15 protein-coding genes and 1 pseudogene are annotated in these 16,746 nt (G+C 60.9%); 9 read left to right on the top strand and 7 right to left on the bottom strand.

Annotation, left to right across the window (positions count from 1 at the left end; genetic code table 11):
• The first annotated feature begins 67 nt into the window (after positions 1 to 67).
• The 4 genes from IHQ71_RS29125 to IHQ71_RS29140 all read left to right on the top strand — a co-directional run bounded on the left by IHQ71_RS29125 (position 68) and on the right by IHQ71_RS29140 (position 5,224).
• Positions 68 to 1,678 carry an ABC transporter substrate-binding protein gene (locus IHQ71_RS29125; RefSeq protein WP_258163171.1) on the top strand — a complete coding sequence of 537 codons (1,611 nt, stop codon included), beginning with the start codon at positions 68 to 70 and terminating at the stop codon, positions 1,676 to 1,678.
• A gap of 89 nt (positions 1,679 to 1,767) precedes the next feature.
• Entirely contained in the window at positions 1,768 to 2,718 is a 951-nt protein-coding gene (locus IHQ71_RS29130; protein WP_258163172.1) for an ABC transporter permease, read from the top strand.
• The gene (locus IHQ71_RS29135) at positions 2,715 to 3,566 is read left to right on the top strand and encodes an ABC transporter permease (protein WP_258163173.1); all 852 of its coding nucleotides are present in this window, start codon (positions 2,715 to 2,717) and stop codon (positions 3,564 to 3,566) included. Before IHQ71_RS29130 ends, IHQ71_RS29135 begins: the two co-directional genes overlap by 4 nt.
• On the top strand, positions 3,566 to 5,224 hold the full coding sequence (locus IHQ71_RS29140) for an ABC transporter ATP-binding protein (RefSeq protein ID WP_258163174.1): 1,659 nt from the start codon (positions 3,566 to 3,568) through the stop codon (positions 5,222 to 5,224). Before IHQ71_RS29135 ends, IHQ71_RS29140 begins: the two co-directional genes overlap by 1 nt.
• Positions 5,225 to 5,239: 15 nt before the next feature.
• Here the strand turns inward: IHQ71_RS29140 and IHQ71_RS29145 are convergent, their stop codons facing one another.
• The gene (locus tag IHQ71_RS29145; RefSeq protein WP_258163175.1) at positions 5,240 to 5,716 is read right to left on the bottom strand and encodes an Lrp/AsnC family transcriptional regulator; all 477 of its coding nucleotides are present in this window, start codon (positions 5,714 to 5,716) and stop codon (positions 5,240 to 5,242) included.
• 233 nt (positions 5,717 to 5,949) lie between these two features.
• Between IHQ71_RS29145 and IHQ71_RS29150 the strand changes: the two genes are divergently transcribed.
• Positions 5,950 to 7,275, top strand: coding sequence for an FAD-binding oxidoreductase (locus tag IHQ71_RS29150; RefSeq protein WP_258163176.1), 1,326 nt, complete (start codon positions 5,950 to 5,952; stop codon positions 7,273 to 7,275).
• A gap of 838 nt (positions 7,276 to 8,113) precedes the next feature.
• Here IHQ71_RS29150 and IHQ71_RS29155 read toward each other — a convergent pair.
• A complete protein-coding gene (locus IHQ71_RS29155) occupies positions 8,114 to 8,875 on the bottom strand; it encodes an SDR family NAD(P)-dependent oxidoreductase (protein WP_258163177.1) in 762 nt (253 codons plus the stop codon).
• Positions 8,872 to 10,728: a feruloyl-CoA synthase gene (locus tag IHQ71_RS29160; protein WP_258163178.1), complete on the bottom strand. Its 1,857-nt coding sequence runs from the start codon at positions 10,726 to 10,728 to the stop codon at positions 8,872 to 8,874. Before IHQ71_RS29160 ends, IHQ71_RS29155 begins: the two co-directional genes overlap by 4 nt.
• Positions 10,729 to 10,866: 138 nt before the next feature.
• Between IHQ71_RS29160 and IHQ71_RS29165 the strand changes: the two genes are divergently transcribed.
• The 4 genes from IHQ71_RS29165 (at position 10,867) to IHQ71_RS29180 (ending at position 13,368) form a co-directional block, all read left to right on the top strand.
• Complete coding sequence (locus tag IHQ71_RS29165; protein WP_258163179.1) at positions 10,867 to 11,661, top strand: crotonase/enoyl-CoA hydratase family protein; 795 nt, start codon at positions 10,867 to 10,869, stop codon at positions 11,659 to 11,661.
• A 10-nt stretch (positions 11,662 to 11,671) separates the two neighbouring features.
• The gene (locus IHQ71_RS29170) at positions 11,672 to 12,142 is read left to right on the top strand and encodes a MarR family winged helix-turn-helix transcriptional regulator (RefSeq protein WP_258163180.1); all 471 of its coding nucleotides are present in this window, start codon (positions 11,672 to 11,674) and stop codon (positions 12,140 to 12,142) included.
• Positions 12,139 to 13,014 carry an amidohydrolase family protein gene (locus IHQ71_RS29175; protein WP_258163181.1) on the top strand — a complete coding sequence of 292 codons (876 nt, stop codon included), beginning with the start codon at positions 12,139 to 12,141 and terminating at the stop codon, positions 13,012 to 13,014. Before IHQ71_RS29170 ends, IHQ71_RS29175 begins: the two co-directional genes overlap by 4 nt.
• A 162-nt stretch (positions 13,015 to 13,176) precedes the next feature.
• Entirely contained in the window at positions 13,177 to 13,368 is a 192-nt protein-coding gene (locus IHQ71_RS29180) for a HigA family addiction module antitoxin (protein ID WP_258163233.1), read from the top strand.
• Between the two features lie 9 nt (positions 13,369 to 13,377).
• Here IHQ71_RS29180 and IHQ71_RS29185 read toward each other — a convergent pair.
• The 4 genes and pseudogenes from IHQ71_RS29185 to IHQ71_RS29200 form a co-directional block, all read right to left on the bottom strand.
• A pseudogene (locus tag IHQ71_RS29185) lies at positions 13,378 to 14,414 on the bottom strand (branched-chain amino acid ABC transporter permease).
• Entirely contained in the window at positions 14,414 to 15,301 is an 888-nt protein-coding gene (locus IHQ71_RS29190) for a branched-chain amino acid ABC transporter permease (protein WP_258163182.1), read from the bottom strand. Before IHQ71_RS29190 ends, IHQ71_RS29185 begins: the two are co-directional and overlap by 1 nt.
• Entirely contained in the window at positions 15,301 to 16,023 is a 723-nt protein-coding gene (locus tag IHQ71_RS29195; protein ID WP_258163183.1) for an ABC transporter ATP-binding protein, read from the bottom strand. Before IHQ71_RS29195 ends, IHQ71_RS29190 begins: the two co-directional genes overlap by 1 nt.
• On the bottom strand, positions 16,023 to 16,745 hold the full coding sequence (locus IHQ71_RS29200; RefSeq protein ID WP_258163184.1) for an ABC transporter ATP-binding protein: 723 nt from the start codon (positions 16,743 to 16,745) through the stop codon (positions 16,023 to 16,025). Before IHQ71_RS29200 ends, IHQ71_RS29195 begins: the two co-directional genes overlap by 1 nt.
• Position 16,746 lies beyond the last annotated feature (1 nt).

The raw sequence follows: 16,746 nt of genomic DNA on the forward strand, positions 1-16,746 counted from the left end.
ACCCGGCGAAACCGGCGGCAACAAGCCCGGACGCCAAAACAATCGAGATCAACAAAAGGGGAATGCCATGACCGACTCCAAGATTAGCAACTGGACCAGCACCGACAACGCCATGGTCGAAACCGCCATCCGCCGCGGCGCCACGCGCCGCGAGCTCTTGCAGATGCTGTTGGCTAGTGGCGTGGCCACGGCTGCCGGCGGCATGCTCGGTCGGGCAACGAATGCGGTCGCTGCCACGCCTGTTTCTGGCGGCGCCCTGAAAGCTGCCGGCTGGTCGTCGTCGACGGCAGATACGCTCGATCCCGCCAAGGCATCGCTGTCCACCGACTATGTGCGCTGCTGCGCCTTCTACAACCGCTTGACCTATATCGGCCAGGACGGCGCGCCGCGCATGGAACTCGCCGAATCCATCGAAAGCAAGGATGCCCAGGTTTGGACCGTCAAGCTGCGCAGTGGCGTAACCTTCCACGATGGCAAGCCGCTCACAGCCGATGACGTGGTCTTCTCGCTGAAGCGTCACCTTGATCCCGCCGTGGGTTCGAAAGTGGCCAAAATCGCCAAGCAGATGACCGGCTTCAAGGCTGTGGACAAGCAGACGGTCGAGATCACGCTCGCCAGCCCGAATGGGGACCTGCCCACGATCCTCGGCATGCATCACTTCATGATCGTCGCCGACGGCACGACGGACTTTTCCAAGGCGAACGGTACCGGCGCCTTCGTGCGCGAGGTCTTCGAACCCGGCGTTCGCTCGGTCGGGTTGAAGAACAAGAACTATTGGAAGCCCAACGGCCCGAATATCGACTCGTTCGAATTCTTCGCGATCAGCGAGGACAACGCCCGCATCAACGCGCTGCTGTCCGGCGATATCCACCTCGCGGCGGCGATCAATCCGCGCTCGGTGCGCCTCATCGATGGCAAGGAGGGCTTCGTTCTCGCCAAGACGACCGCTGGCAATTACACCAACCTGAATATACGCATGGATATGGCTCCCGGCGACAAGAAGGGTTTCGCCGAGGGCATGAAATACCTGATCAACCGCGAGCAGATCCAAAAATCGGCACTGCGGGGCTTCGCCGAAATTGGCAATGACCAGCCGGTATCGCCAGCCAACTTCTACCACAATGCCGACCTGAAGCCGAAAGCGTTCGATCCGGAAAAAGCAAAATTCCATTTTGAAAAGGCCGGCCTTCTCGGCCAATCGATCCCCGTGATCGCGTCGGACGCCGCCAACTCGGCGATCGACATGGCAATGATCGTCCAGGCAGCCGGTGCCGAAATCGGTATGACGTTCGACGTACAGCGCGTGCCATCCGACGGCTACTGGGACAATTACTGGCTCAAGGCGCCAATCCACTTCGGCAATATCAACCCGCGCCCGACGCCGGATATCCTGTTCTCGCTCCTCTACGCATCCGATGCGCCGTGGAACGAGAGCCAGTACAAGTCCGAAAAGTTCGACCGCATGCTGCTCGAGGCGCGCGGATCGCTCGACCAGGCGAAGCGCCGGGAAATCTATAACGAGATGCAGGTCATGGTTTCCGAGGAAGCCGGCACGATCATCCCCGCCTATCTCACCAACGTCGATGCGATATCGGCCAAGCTCAAGGGTCTGGAACCCAACCCGCTAGGCGGCATGATGGGCTATTCCTTCGCGGAATATGTCTGGCTCGAAGCCTGACAACGCACGCGACCGGGAGCAGATTTGTTCCCGGTCATCCTCCCCTTTCGTGATAAACTGTCGGCCTCGGGTTGACGGGGAGCATGCACATGAAGAATCCGGTCCTGTCCCTCATTGCGAGCAGGCTGCTCATCGCCGTTATCACCTTGATCATCGTGTCGTTTGCCGTCTTTTTCGCCACGACGATGCTTCCAGGCGACACGGCCTCCATCCTGCTCGGTCAGGCGGCCACGCCGGAAGCCGTTGCAGGCCTTCGCAAGGCCATGCATCTTGACGACCCGGCAATCTTGCGCTTTCTCCGCTGGCTGTCCGGACTTCTGGTTGGCGATCTCGGCATTTCGTATGCGAACGACATGCCGATTGCAGACCTGATAGCGGGGCGCTTCGTCAACTCGATGAAACTCGCCGGCATCACGGCTCTGTTCGCGGTCCCGTTCGCGCTGACGCTGGGCATTACCTCCGCCATGATGCGCGGCACGCTCTATGACCGGATCGTCACCGTGCTCACGATAGGCGTGATTTCCGTACCGGAATTCATGATCGCGACGTCGGCGGTGCTTTTCTTTGCGGTCTATCTGCAGTGGCTGCCGGCGATCTCTTTTGCCAACGAAGCACACACATTAACCGATATGCTGCGGGTCTATGCCATGCCGGTTATCACGCTGACCTTCGGCGTTTCGGCGCAGATGATCCGCATGACACGGGCTGCCGTCGTCGAAACGTTGAACACGCCCTATGCCGAAATGGCGCTGCTGAAAGGGGCATCACGCAGCCGCATCGTGTTGAAACACGCGCTGCCCAATGCGCTTGGCCCCATCGTCAATGCGGTCGCGCTCTCTTTGTCCTATCTCCTGGGCGGTGTGATCATCGTCGAAACGATCTTTAACTACCCCGGCATCGCCAAGCTCATGGTTGATGCCGTCGCGACCCGCGACCTGCCCCTTATTCAAACCTGCGCGATGATCTTTTGTGTCGGTTACCTGATCCTGATTACCGCCGCCGATATCATTGCCATTCTTGCCAATCCGAGGCTGCGATGACCACTGTCGAAACCCATAATCCAAAAGACCGCAAGTTCGGCTATCGCGTGAACCCTGTTGGCGTGCTCGGTTTCGCCATCATCCTGTTTTGGGCCATGGTTGCCATTTTTGCGCCTTGGCTTATCCCCTATCCGGTCGGCGAGATCGTCGATTTCGACTATTTCGGACCGATGAGCCAGCAGTTCTGGTTGGGCTCCGACTATCTCGGTCGCGACATGCTCTCGCGCATCCTGATGGGCGCCCGCTATACAGTGGGCATCTCGCTGGTGGCCGTGGCGATCGCATGTTTCTCGGGCATTGTACTCGGAATGATCGCAGCGGTTTCCGGGGGCTGGATCGACACTGTGCTAAGCCGCTTTCTCGACGCAATGAACTCGATTCCAAGCAAGCTTTTTGGCCTGGTGGTGGTGGCAGCAGTCGGATCGTCCGTTCCCGTTCTGATCCTGACGCTTGCGGTGATCTATACGCCCGGTTCATTCCGGTTCGCGCGCGCCCTTGCCGTCAACATCAACACGATGGATTTCATCACCGTCGCCCGCGCCCGCGGCGAGGGCACACTCTATTTGGTCACCTCCGAAATTCTGCCGAATATCATCGGGCCGGTGCTGGCCGATCTCGGCCTGCGCTTTGTTTTCATCGTGCTTCTTCTGTCCGGCCTTTCCTTCCTGGGTCTCGGCGTGCAGCCACCCTATGCGGATTGGGGTGCATTGGTGCGCGAGAATATCGGTGGTCTGCCCTTCGGAGCGCCAGCTGTGATCTTTCCGTCGATTGCAATCGCGACGCTTACCGTGAGCGTCAATCTGCTGATCGACAATCTCCCGCAGAAAATCCGCGATCGGAGCGAATGATGGCCAATCTCGTCGAAATTCGTGATCTGAAGGTCGAGGCCAAGACTGATGCGGGCCGTATCGTCGAAATCATTCGCGGCGTGAGCTTCGACGTTGCAGAAGGCGAGATCGTCGCCCTGATCGGCGAAAGCGGTTCGGGAAAGACGACGATCGCGCTGACCTTGATGGGTCACGCACGGCCAGGCTGTCGCATCAGCGGCGGCACGGTGATGCTGGATGGCAAGGATATGGCGAGACTGCCTGAGCGTAAGCGTGCCGGCATTCGCGGCAATGACGTGGCCTATGTGCCGCAGAGCGCAGCCGCCGCCTTCAATCCCGCCCAGACGATTATGGAGCAGGTGATCGAAGTTACCCGCATCCATGACCTGATGCCGCCCGAGCAGGCGCGCAGCCGTGCGGTCGAACTGTTCAAGGCGCTCTCGCTTCCCAATCCCGAAACGATCGGCGCCCGCTATCCGCATCAGGTCTCCGGCGGTCAGTTGCAGCGCCTGTCGGCGGCGATGGCACTGATCGGCGACCCCAAACTTGTCATTTTCGACGAGCCGACGACCGCGCTGGATGTGACGACTCAGATCGAAGTGCTTCGCGCCTTCAAATCGGTAATGCGCGCGGGCCGCATCTCCGGCGTCTATGTTTCGCATGATCTCGCCGTGGTGGCGCAGATCGCCGACCGTATCGTCGTATTGAAGGGCGGCGAGATTCAGGAGATCGGCAAGACCGGGCAGATACTGGCGTCACCCCAGCACCCCTACACGAAGCAACTGCTGGGTGCGTTCAAACCGGAAGCACGCGTTCAGACCATTGTCGAACCGCAGCTAAGCAATGCAATCCTCAAGGTTCAGAACCTGGTAGCGGGCTATGGGCCCATCCAGGCCGACGGTACGCCGATGATCCAGGCGTTGCGCTCGGTCAGCGTCGAGGTGGAGAGGGGCCGCAACCTTGGCATTATCGGTGAATCCGGCTGCGGGAAATCGACTCTCGCACGCACAATCGCCGGCATCATTCCGGCTGCCGGAGGCAAGATCACATTCAACGGACAGACGCTGGCGCCAGCCGCGAAGGCACGCACGCGCGATCAACTTCGCGAGCTGCAGATCGTCTTCCAATACGCCGACACCGCGCTCAATCCTGCTAAATCGGTCGGCGATATTCTGGGAAGACCACTTACCTTCTATCACGGCATGGCCGCAGACAGGCGCGAAAAGCGCATTGACGAACTCCTGGACATGGTTCGCCTGCCGAGGGCTCTCAAGCACCGACGTCCGTCCGAGTTGTCGGGGGGACAGAAGCAACGCGTCAACTTTGCGCGCGCGCTCGCCGCCGAACCCAAGCTCATTCTCTGTGACGAGGTCACATCCGCGCTCGACACCGTGGTCGCCGCGGCCGTGATCGACCTGCTCAAGGAATTGCAGCGGGAACTTTCGCTTTCCTACATCTTCATAAGCCACGATCTGTCGGTCGTCGAAGCGATTTGTGACGAGGTCGCGGTCATGTATGCGGGGGAAAAGATCGAACAACTTCCGCCATCGGCAATGGGCAGCGGCGCGAGCCATCCGTATTCGCAACTGCTCTTTTCGTCTGTTCCGAAACTTGACCCAACTTGGTTGGATCGCCTCGAACAGGATCCGGCTCTCGTGCGCGCTTATTCCGGACGATGATGGCTATTTCTCAGTTCACATCGGGAACAGGTTGGTCAAAGGCAAGTGAGATTTGACGATCGGCGATTTCAGCACCACGAAGCTGAAATATTTGTCGATGCCGATGTCCAAGTCCGTGAGGCGCTCCATGATCTCCTGATACTCCGCGATGCCACTGGTCACGAATTTGATCAGATAATCATAACCGCCGGAGATCAGATGGCATTCGATGACCGAGTCGATCTTCTCGATGGTGGCGAGGAACCGGGCAAAGTCGATCTGCCGGTGGTTCTTCAGCGTGACCTCAGTGAAGACCGTGATGGTCTGCCCAAGCTTCGCTGTGTTGATATGTGCAGAGTAGCCGTCGATATAACCTTCGGACTGCAGCTTCTTCATCCGCATTAGGCACGGACTGGGCGACAGATGGACAAGTTCGGCAAGCTCCACATTGGTGATCCGGCCGTTCTTCTGCAATTCGTAGAGAATCTTTATGTCGATCCGATCAAGCTTCATGCGGCCTCCCCCGGCCCTTGTCGGCCAGCTATGCCAGCAGATTATGCCGGCGATCTCCAGGAAGCATAACACATATGTCGCGGTTGTACATTTTTGTTCGAAATATCCCAGTCAGCATAAATAGTTGCAACACTCATCAACTGCAGAAGAAAATTCTGCTTGCGCCGAAACTGCAGCAACGCTTCTAGCGGGTCTCGAGTAGAATAAGTGTGCTGCTGCACCGGAGATGATCAATGCCCGCGCCACTCGTTCGAATCGAAACCATGGCTCCTCAGCCCGAAATTGCTGATGTGGTCGTCATCGGGGGCGGGATTGTCGGCGTTTTCGCGGCTTATTACCTTGTTCGCCGCGGCCTCAAGGTGGTTCTTGTGGAGAAGGGCCTTATTGGCGCGGAACAATCGAGCCGGAACTGGGGCTGGTGCCGTCAGCAGAACCGCGATGCCCGCGAACTGCCGATCGCGACCAAGAGCCTCGACCTGTGGGATCAGTTCGCTGCCGACACGGGCGAAGACACTGGCTTCCGGCGTTGTGGTCTCCTATACCTTTCCAACAATGAAGACGAGCTTGCGGGCTGGGCGCGCTGGCGCGATTTTGCCCGGACGGTGGGCGTGACAACCCACATGCTGTCTGCTGAAGAAGCGACCGAGCGCGGCAAAGCCACTAGCAAGCAGTGGAAAGGCGGTGTCTACTCGCCCTCCGACGGCACGGCCGACCCGTCAAAGGCGGCCCCTGCTGTGGCCCGCGCGATCATCAGCGCTGGCGGCGTCATTGTCCAGAACTGCGCTGCCCGTGGCATTGAGACGAGCGGTGGCCGGCTGTCGGCGGTTGTGACCGAAAAAGGCACTATCCGGACCAAACTCGCCGTTCTGGCAGGAGGCGCATGGGCCTCTTCATTCTGCAACAATCTCGGTGTGCGATTCCCGCAGGCCTCGGTGCGCTCCTCGATCCTGTCGGTGGAACCTGGTATCGAGGGCCTGCCTGATGCGCTCCACACGGCTGAGGTCTCCGTGACGCGACGCGCCGACGGCGGTCACACGCTAGCGATCAGCGGTCGCGCCCGGGTCGATGTCACGCCGCAGCAGATCCGGTTTGCCCGATATTTCGTGCCGATGTTTGCCCGCCGCTGGCGGAACCTCGCGCCGGGTGGGCTTGAAGGGTGGCGCTCGGGACACGAGTCGCTTGCACGCTGGCAACTCGACGAGCAGACACCTATGGAGCGCATGCGCGTTCTTGATCCTCTCGTTGATGAAAGTGCCGTCGCCGAAATACTCCGCCGGGCGCGGCAGTTGTTACCCCAGCTGGCGAAGGCCAAAGTCGCGGCGAAGTGGGCTGGCTACGTAGACAGCACGCCCGATGGCGTACCCGCGATCGGTGAGATCCCGAATATTCCGGGTCTCATCCTGGCGGCAGGTTTTAGTGGGCACGGCTTCGGCATCGGACCGGGTACCGGCCATCTGATCGCCGATCTGATGACGGGCAGAACTCCGATTGTCGATTCCCTTCCCTATCGGCCGGAGCGGCTGGTCGCTTCAGCCTGGGGGAAGGTCGCCGACTTCTAAAGCGAACTCGTGCCGAGCTGTCATGGGCATCGCCCGGCAACGTGCCGTTGAAGCGATTCAATGCCGTTCGAGGTACCCTTGCCGTCAGTTTCGCTAGGTATAGTAAACGGCTGCGGGCGGGAAATATCCAGCGAAGGCCCCGTCATCCAACACGTAGGTCTATATGCGATCTGTGTCAGTCTTGCATTTCGCGAGGGCCGGCACGATGGTCACCATGTAATTGTTCGAAGGCGAGCTGAAACCGCGCTCATCGTGCTGCCGCTGATGTTGTTTCACCTCATCCAGTTGTCGGTGCTGGCCGTGGTTTCTCAGCGCGGTGTCATGCGCTCACAGGCAAACTAGGCTTTGCCACGCCCGTCGTAGCGACTCCGGCACTTGCGATGCCGCGTACAAGACTACGCCTGCAATAGGTGTGGCCGATAGAGCCACGCCGGATATCGCGCGCGCTTCCATATCCGAAATGACCAAATCGGGAATGATATTGACGGGCCGCCCGCCCGTAATGTTGCCGATTTGCAAATGAGGAATACGGGGATTCGAATTTGCGGTCCAGTCTGCTGCTTCGAAGAGCGTCGGCCGTGCGCAGGGCTGCAAGCAGAACGCAAGCGAAGGCGTGAACCGCGTTTTTCCCTTGGTCGGGCCGTGACGAATGGCCGTCCGAGATGTCTAGGCATCCGTCGGTGTCTAGCTCTTGCTCAATGCATCGCAATCACATGGTGGCTGGCAAAAGCGGTATCGAACATCGATCCGAATCTCGAAATCACATGCACCCTAGAAAAGAAGATGCCCCCGGTCTGTCACATCAAGTCGAAAATTTGGGCCCGGTGGCCATCGCACCCTAGCGGGGCGGCATGCGAGTGGCGCCATCCAGCCGGATCACTTCGCCATTCAGATAGTTGTTTTCGATCGCAAACCGGACCGCATCGGCGAATTCCGCCGGATCGCCGAGCCGGGACGGATAGGGAATGACGGCGACGAGGCTTTCCTGCGCCTCCTGCGGCAGCGAATGGAGCAGCGGCGTGAGGAAGATGCCGGGAGCAATCGTGTTGACGCGGATACCGAAACGCGCGAATTCTCGCGCGACCGGCAGCGCCATGGAGACGATCCCGCCCTTGGACGCCGCATAGGCTGCCTGGCCGACTTGCCCCTCGAAGGCTGCGATCGACGCGGTGTTGACGATCACGCCACGTGACTGGTCCTCGCGTTCCGGCGCCTCGGCCATGCGCGCCGCCGCAAGCCGCATCATGTTGAACGTGCCGATCAGGTTGACCCGGATAACGCGCTCGAAATCTGCGAGCGGCATCGGGCCGTTTCTTGAGAGCACGCGGCCCGAAGTGCCGATGCCGGCGCAATTCACTAGGATCCGGAGCCCGTCCGGCGCGTTGGCTGCTTCATTCACGACTTTTGCCGCATCGTCTTCCGAGGTTACGTCGCCGGCAACCGCAATGCCGCCGATCTCCGCCGCAACCGCCTCTGCGGCCGCAAGGTCGCGATCGAAGACATGCACCCGCGCGCCGAGCACGGCTAGCAGCCGGGCGGTCGCAGCTCCGAGGCCGGAGCCCGCCCCGGTGACGATGGCGCTCGATCCTGCGATCTTCATGCTGCGACCTCCTTGCTGGCCAGGATGACATCGGGCGCGCCGGCATGGAGCGCCTCGATCAGATCAGCGCGATGAGCCCGCACCGCGCGTTGATTGAGCGAGCCCTTGTCGGTGATCTCACCCTTGTCGAGCCGCGGCGGTTCGCGCAGAAGCATCAGGCGCATCACGCGTGTCGATGATCCGCTCGCGCGGCGCTGGTGTTCGGCAAGCCGCGCGGCCAGAAGTGTCCTTACTCCGGGATGGGACAGCACATCCGTGTCCGAGATCTCGTCCCCGGCGTCGATGGCATCGCGCAGCGCCTTGACGACAGGTATCGCGAGTGCGCCGAGTTCCGCCCGGTCCTCGCCGGTGATCACGACATCGCGGATCAGCCCGCCGAACTGGTCGACGAGTTCGGCCCTGAGCTTGCCGACCGAAACCCAGGTTCCCGTCTGGAGCTTGAAGTTCTCCGCTGTCCGGCCTTCGAAGTAGAAACCCCCAGTGGGATCGCCGGGGATGGCCAGCCGCACCGCGTCGCCGATCATGTAGAAGCCTTCCTCGTCGAAGGCTTCGGCTGTGAGCTTGGGATCGCGCCAATAGCCGGGCGTGATGTTCGGCCCCTTCAGCCTGAGTTCGTACTTGTCCTCGATGGGCACAAGCTTGAGCGTGATTCCCTGCGCGGGAATGCCAATATTGCCGGGTCTTTCCTGCGGCTCGGTGCAGAACAGCGAGAAGGGTCCGGTTTCGGTCGATCCGAGCCCGGAACTGATCAGCACTTGGCCGCCCGTCACCTGCTCTGAAAGCTCAAGAAGCGCATCCCAGGTGTGCTGGGCCATGCTGGCGCCCGCATACATCAGGATCTTGAGATCGCGGAAAAAGCTGTCGCGCAGCGCCGTGTCCCGGCGCATGGCGTCCACCAGCATCTCGTATCCGGCCGGCACGTTGAAATACCAGCTGGGAGAGACCTCGCGCAGGTTGGCGATGGTCTCGCCGATCAGCGATGGCGTCGGCTTGCCACGATCCAGATAGAATGTGCCGCCGTTGAAGATGACGAGGTTGAATACTTTGTTGCCGCTGGCGGTGTGGTTCCACGGCGCCCAATCGACGATGACGGGCGGCTCGTCGCGGAAGAATGCGTAGCAGTCAGCGACCATTTCCTGGTTGGAGCACAACATCCGCTGGGTCTGCGTCACCGCCTTGGGCGCGCCTGTCGTGCCCGAGGTGAAGAGGAATTTCGCCACCGTATCCGGACCGACGGCGAGGAATGCGCGCTCGACATCGGGACCAGCTTCGGTCTTCAGAAGAGTCTCGAACGCGATCGACATGCGCAGCGTGGGCGAGGGATTGCGAACCGATACCACGGGCAGGTCCACATCGAAGGCAGCCTCGATGGCGGTGCCAAAGGCCAGACCGTCCTCCGTGAAGACGGCACCCGGCGTCATCTGCCGTACTATATCCTTGAGCTTTCCGAAGCCAGGATCAGCCGTCGCATAGGCCGGCGTAACGGCCGCCGAGGGAATGCCGACATGCTGCGCACCGAGTGCCATCAAAGCATGTTCGATCGCGTTCTCCGACAGGATCATCAGTGGCCGCTCGACCGAAAGGCCGAGATCCAGAAGCGCCTGTCCAATACGGCGGATCATGTCGAGCGCCTGGCCGTAGGTAACCTTCCGCCAGCCGCCGTCATCATTGCGCGCCGCCATCCAGACGCGATCCGGATCACTCTCGGCCCAATGCACGAAACGCTCATTGATGCAACGCGGATAGGGCCCGAGTGCGTCCTGCCGCCATACCACGATGGTACCGTCGGGACGGCGTTCCCATTCAAGCCGTGGCGACCAGAGCTTGACCTCCTGAATACGTCTCTCCGTCATGACTCCTCCAGAGCACGCAAGTTACGTTATCGATCGGCTTGAACACCGAGCTGAAAATTTGTTTACAAGGAAACAATCTCCGTGTAAACAATCGTCGTGAAAGCAAAAGCAAGAAACTGACAATTTGGAGAGGCGATCATGAGTGAAGGCGCGGCACCGAATTTCGTAACCTATGAGCTCGTGGGCGAGATTGCCCATGTCGGCCTCAACCGGCCGGAGAAGCGGAATGCGATCAGCGACACCTTCGTCGAGGCCATTGCCCAAGCTGTGGCGCGCGCCGAGCGTGAGGCGAAAGCGGCAGTGCTCTTCGGTCATGGCAAGCATTTCTGCGCCGGTCTTGACCTCGGCGAGCACGTGAAGAAATCGGCCATCGAAGGCGTGCGCGGTTCGCGCCGCTGGCATGCGGTCTTCTCCAGTATTGAACATGGCACCATCCCTTGGATCTCGGCGCTGCATGGCGCTGTTGTCGGCGGCGGGCTCGAACTTGCCGCGTCCACTCATATTCGCGTGGCCGACGAAACAGCCTTTTTCGCCCTTCCAGAGGGCCAGCGCGGCATCTTCGTTGGCGGCGGCGGTTCGGTCCGTGTCGCCCGCCTGATGGGTGTCGCCCGCATGACCGACCTCATGCTGACCGGCCGGGTCGTGGCTGCGGGAGAGGCAGAACGCTGGAACCTCGTTCAATACGTGGTGCCGGCGGGTGACGCGCTTAAGAAGGCGCATGAACTGGCCGTCGCGACCTCAACCAATGCGGCTCTCTCCAATTATGCCGTGATCAATGCGCTGCCGCGGATCCAGGACATGGCAAAGGAGGATGGCCTCTTCGTCGAATCCTTCATCTCCTCCTTCACTGCCACCAGCCCGGAGGCGGAAGAGCGACTTACGGCTTTCCTCGAAAAACGAGCCGCCCGCCTTAAGGCGCCGGGCGAGATCTGAGGGTCGGGATATGGACGCTGCGGTACGCCATCTCGATCAGGTGAAACTCGGCCCGCTCGCCGGCTCCGTCGGTTTTTTGCTGCGGCTGGCGCAGTTGCGCGCCTTCGATGACTTCTTTTCCGATCATGGCCCGCAAGGTCTGAAGCCCGGTGAATTCTCCGTTCTCTGGGTCATCGCCCGGAACCCCGGCATCCGTCAGAGCGTGCTCGGCCAGCGGTTGATGATCAAGCGCGCGCACATGACCAAGTTGATTCGCGCCATGGAAGATGCCTCCTTCGTCGCGCGCCGAATACCGGATTCCGACCGCCGCGCCGTGGAACTGACGCTGACGCCGTCAGGCGAGAGCGAAGTCGACAAGGCGAGCGCCCTGTTCTTCGAGTATGAACAGAGAACCGGCGCGCCGCTCGACGACCGGGAGCAGGCGATGCTGGTCGCGCTTCTCAAGAAATATGTCGGACTGGACGAGGAGGCCAGCGGATGAACATCGACGAACTTGTTGCCATCGATTTCCACACCCATGCCGAGGAGCCTTGCGGCTGCCAGCGCGACGACGGCTATCACGAATTTCAGGCCGGCATGGCCAGATATTTCAGGAACCCCGCCGGCGCCCAGGGCATGTTGCCGACGGTCCAGGAGACGGCCGCCTATTATCGCGAGCGGAAGATCGCCTGCGTCATCTTCCCCGTCGATGCCGAACGCGAGACCGGCTTTCGCCGTTACGAGAACGAAGAGGTGGCCAAGATCGCGGCCGAAAATGCCGACATCATGATCCCCTTTGCCTCGATCGACCCGGCCAAAGGCAAGATGGGCGCCCGTGAGGCGCGCCGCCTGGTGCGCGATTTTGGCATCAAGGGTTTCAAGTTTCACCCGACGATGCAGGCCTTCTATCCCAACGACCGCGACGCCTATGTTCTTTACGAGGCCATCGCCGAGGAAGGTGCGATCACGCTCTTCCATACCGGCCAGACCGGCGTCGGCGCCGGCATGCGCGGCGGCATGAACATGCGGCTCAAATATTCCAATCCCATCCATCTCGACGATGTCGCGGCCGAATTCCCGGACATGCCGATCATCCTGGCGCACCCCTCCTTCCCGTGGCAGGAAGAGGCGCTGGCGGTCGCGACACACAAGCCGAATGTCTATATCGACATGTCTGGCTGGTCGCCGAAATATTTCCCGTCAATCCTCATCCAATATGCGAACACGATGCTGAAGCACAAGATGCTGTTCGGCTCCGACTGGCCGGCAATCACGCCGGACCGCTGGCTCAAGGATTTCGAGACGATCGGCATCCGCGACGAGGTCCGCCCGCTCATCCTCAAGGAAAATGCACGGAAGCTGCTGAAACTCTGATCATGCAAACTCTGGGATTTCCGCGTTCTCAGAGGTAATTCATGGCTGCCTGCTTGAAGATAGCAATGGAAGTTGGGTCGTCTTGTTTCGCCGGCAACTAAATTCTAACCTTCGGATCATTGATGATGCGGTGCATAACCTCAATCTGGAGGACTACCACTAATGATCAAGCTCAATCTGGCCCCAGTGCATGTCGGTGGTATCATCGATGATAGGATAGCCGTCTTGAATCTGAACAAGAGCGACGCCGCAAAAATTATTGGCGTCCGCCGCGCGACCCTGTCGGATTTGGTGAATGAACGGAAAGGACTTACAGCGGAAATGGCGATCCGGCTGGAAAAGCCTTTGGCGTGAACGCGGGTTTCAGAAGCTCTGACTTCGTGCCTCTTCGTCTCCTCTCTCACGCAGCACAGTCCCCGTCGGGAGCAGATCGCCGCCGGTCTTTCGCCTGACCAGCCCCCAGAGACCATCCGGAAGCGCCAGTGCAAAGGCGATCGCCACCGCGCCCAGGCCGAACAGATACCAGGCACCATAGTCTCCAAACAGCTCCTGCAGCATGAAGAAGACGACCGCGCCGAGAATCGCCCCTCGAAGGTCTTCAGTCCGCCGACCAGAACCATGAACAGCATGAACACGGTCCACTGCACTCCGAAATTGGTGCTCGGCAGGAAGGTGATGGCGCTTGCGAGCCAAACGGTGCCGGCGAGCGCCGAGCCAAAGGCGGCGACGACGTAGATGATCTGCTTCGTGCGAGTTATGTCGATGCCGACGGAGCGGGCAGCGTCCTCGTCGTCACGGATTGCCTGCGCGGCGCTGCCCGTCCGGCTGCGCAGCAGCCAGAAGGTCAGGACAAGGAAGTCCGCCATGGCACCAAGGCCGAGCCAGTAGGTCATGTTCCGTCGGAATTCGGGATCGTAGACATTGAGCGCAATCAGCGAATTGCCGGTATCGCCCTGCACCAAGGGATCGAACATGACGATAATGCGCAACACCTCCGCCAGCACCCAGGTGGCGATGGCGAATTCGCCGTCGCGGAGTTTCAGCACATAGAAGGAAAGCGGAATGGCGATGAGACCCGCCCCGATGGCACCGGCAATCAGCGCGATCCACGGGTTCATGCCAGCCTCGACGAAGCGCAAAGTGAGATAGGCGCCGGCGCCGAAATAGCCTTGTTGCCCGACGGATACCAGGCCGGCAAAGCCCGCCAGCAGATTCCACACTACGGCGAGAATGACATAGACCCAGAGCGTGGTCAGCTTGTCGACTGCGGTTGCCGGCAGAAGGAGCGGCGCGACCAGCAGCAGGACGAGCAGGACGGCGGAAAGAAGGACAGTCGTCTTGCCCACGCGATTCCAGCGCTCGAACATGAACCGTTGCGACGATTTCAGGTTACCAAGCATCAGCGGCCTCCTGTCAGAATTGCACGAAAGCCGGAGAGATTGACGCCCTGAAATCGCAGCGCGAGAACCGCGAGGAACACCAGATGTCCGGCCAGCTGGAAGAGCTGCGGCGAGACGATTGCGCCGAGGCTCTGGGCAATTCCGAGCACGATGCCGCCGATCAACGTGCCCCAGAGCGAGCCGATGCCACCGATCACCACCGCCTCGAAGGCGAAGATCAACTGCGCCGGTCCGGCATAGGGACTGATCAGCGAACGCATGGCGAGCGCCGCCCCGGCAAGCCCCGCCAGCGCCACCGCGATCGCAACCGCGGCGCGCTGGATACGCTTGGCCTCGATGCCGGAAAGCTCCGCCGCCTCGAGGTCGGAGGACGTGGCGCGGATCGCGCGGCCGAGCCTGGTGTAGCTCAGAACCAGCTGCAGCACGGCGAGCAGCAGGACCGCTGCGGCGAAGGTCAGGACGGGAAGCTTGCCGACCGTGAGGCCGAAGGGAAGATTCCAGGAGGACCAGGAGAGGTTGCCGATATAGTTTCCGAGCGATTTCGCATCGGATGAGAAGGCGCCATAGATCCCATTCTGGAGCACGGCGCCGAGCCCGAATGTGGTGAGCAGGGGCAACAGGAAGCCGCCGCGCATGGTGCGGGCGAAGAGCAATGCCTGGAGTAGATAGCCCAGCACCGCCAGCACCGGCACCATGATCAGGATCGCGTAGCCGACCGGCATCTGGAAGCGCTCGACGAGAAGCAGCACGACATATGCGCCGAGCACGGCAAGGTCGCCATGAGCCAGGTTGATGAAGCGGATGACGCCGAACATCAGCGAGAGGCCGGCGGCGAGAATGGCATAGTAGCCACCGAGCAGAATTCCTTGAACAAGCGCGTCGAGCATCAATGTACCTCCGCGCCGGCGATGGTCACCAGCCCGAAATAGGCGCTGGTGATCTGGTCATGGCTGAGTTCGGCCGCCCTGCCTTCGAGCACGACACGCCCTTCCAGAAGGCAGATGATGCGGTCGGCGAAGGCAGTTGCCCGCACCAGGTCCTGTTCGACGATGACCATCGTGGTCTCACCTTCCTTCTTCAGCGCTTCCAGCGATCCATAGAGCCCACCGACCGCGATCGGCGAAAGCCCGAGCGACACTTCGTCAAGCAGGACGACATCCGGACTCGTCATCAGCGCACGGCCGATGGCGACGGCCTGGCGCTGGCCGCCCGAGAGATTGCCGGCAAGGGAATTGAGGATCTGGCGGAGTGACGGCAATACGGACAACACCCGTTCGAGGTTCCAGCGACCTTTGCGGCCATTCTCGCCGGCGACCTGCAGGTTTTCGCGAACCGTCATGTCGAGAAAGAGCCGACGGCCCTCCGGCACCATGGCGAGCCCGGCCGCCACGCGCTTCGCCGGCGACCAGACGCTGATATCGGTCCCGCCCAGCCGGATACGCCCCGTCATGTTGGTGTGAACGCCGGTAATGGAGCGGAACAGTGTCGTCTTGCCGGCTCCATTCGCGCCGATAATGGCGAGCACCTCGCCCTTCTTCACGTTCAACGACACGTCCCTGACGGCCGTCAGCAGGCCGTGCCGCGCCACCACGTTTTCGACCTCCAACATTATTGTACTCCCCCGAGATAGGCGCCGACCACCGCCCGATCCGCCATGACCGCGCGCGGGTCTCCTTCCGCGATCACTTGACCGGCATTCATGCAGATCAACCGGTCGATCACCTTGAGCAGTGCGTGCAGGATGTGTTCGATCCAGACAATGGTGATGCCCGATGACTTGAGGCCCGAAATCAGCGAGACAAGGATGCCGAGTTCCGCCTCGGTCAGGCCACCGCCGATTTCGTCGAGCAGCAGCACCTTCGGCCCGGTCGCAAGCGCGCGGGCAAGCTCAAGCCGCTTGCGGTCGAGCAGGCCGAGCGTCGCGGCGGGCCGGTTGGCAAACTGCAGCAGCCCGCTCCGCTCGAGTGCTTCGGCTGCGAGATTTCCCGCCTCCTCCCCGACACGCCCGGAGCCATGCTGGGCAGCCACAAGCGCGTTTTCGAACACGCTCATGCCGAGAAAGGGACGCGGCACCTGATGGGTCCGTCCGATGCCGGCGCGGCAGCGGCTCGCGGCATCCGCCTTGGTCACGTCGGCGCCGGAGAACATCACCGTGCCGGATGACGGCACGAGCGACCCTGCAACGACGGAGAACAAGGTCGTCTTGCCGGCGCCATTGGGCCCGACAATCCCCAGTGCCTCCCCTTCCGAAAGCGTGAAACTCACGTCCTTCAGCACCGGGAACGAGCCGAAAGTCTTGTTGATGCCGCTGCCTGAAAGAATTTCCGCCATA

Origin of the sequence: Rhizobium sp. TH2 (assembly GCF_024707525.1) — a bacterium.
In the GTDB taxonomy this organism is placed as follows: domain Bacteria; phylum Pseudomonadota; class Alphaproteobacteria; order Rhizobiales; family Rhizobiaceae; genus Rhizobium_E.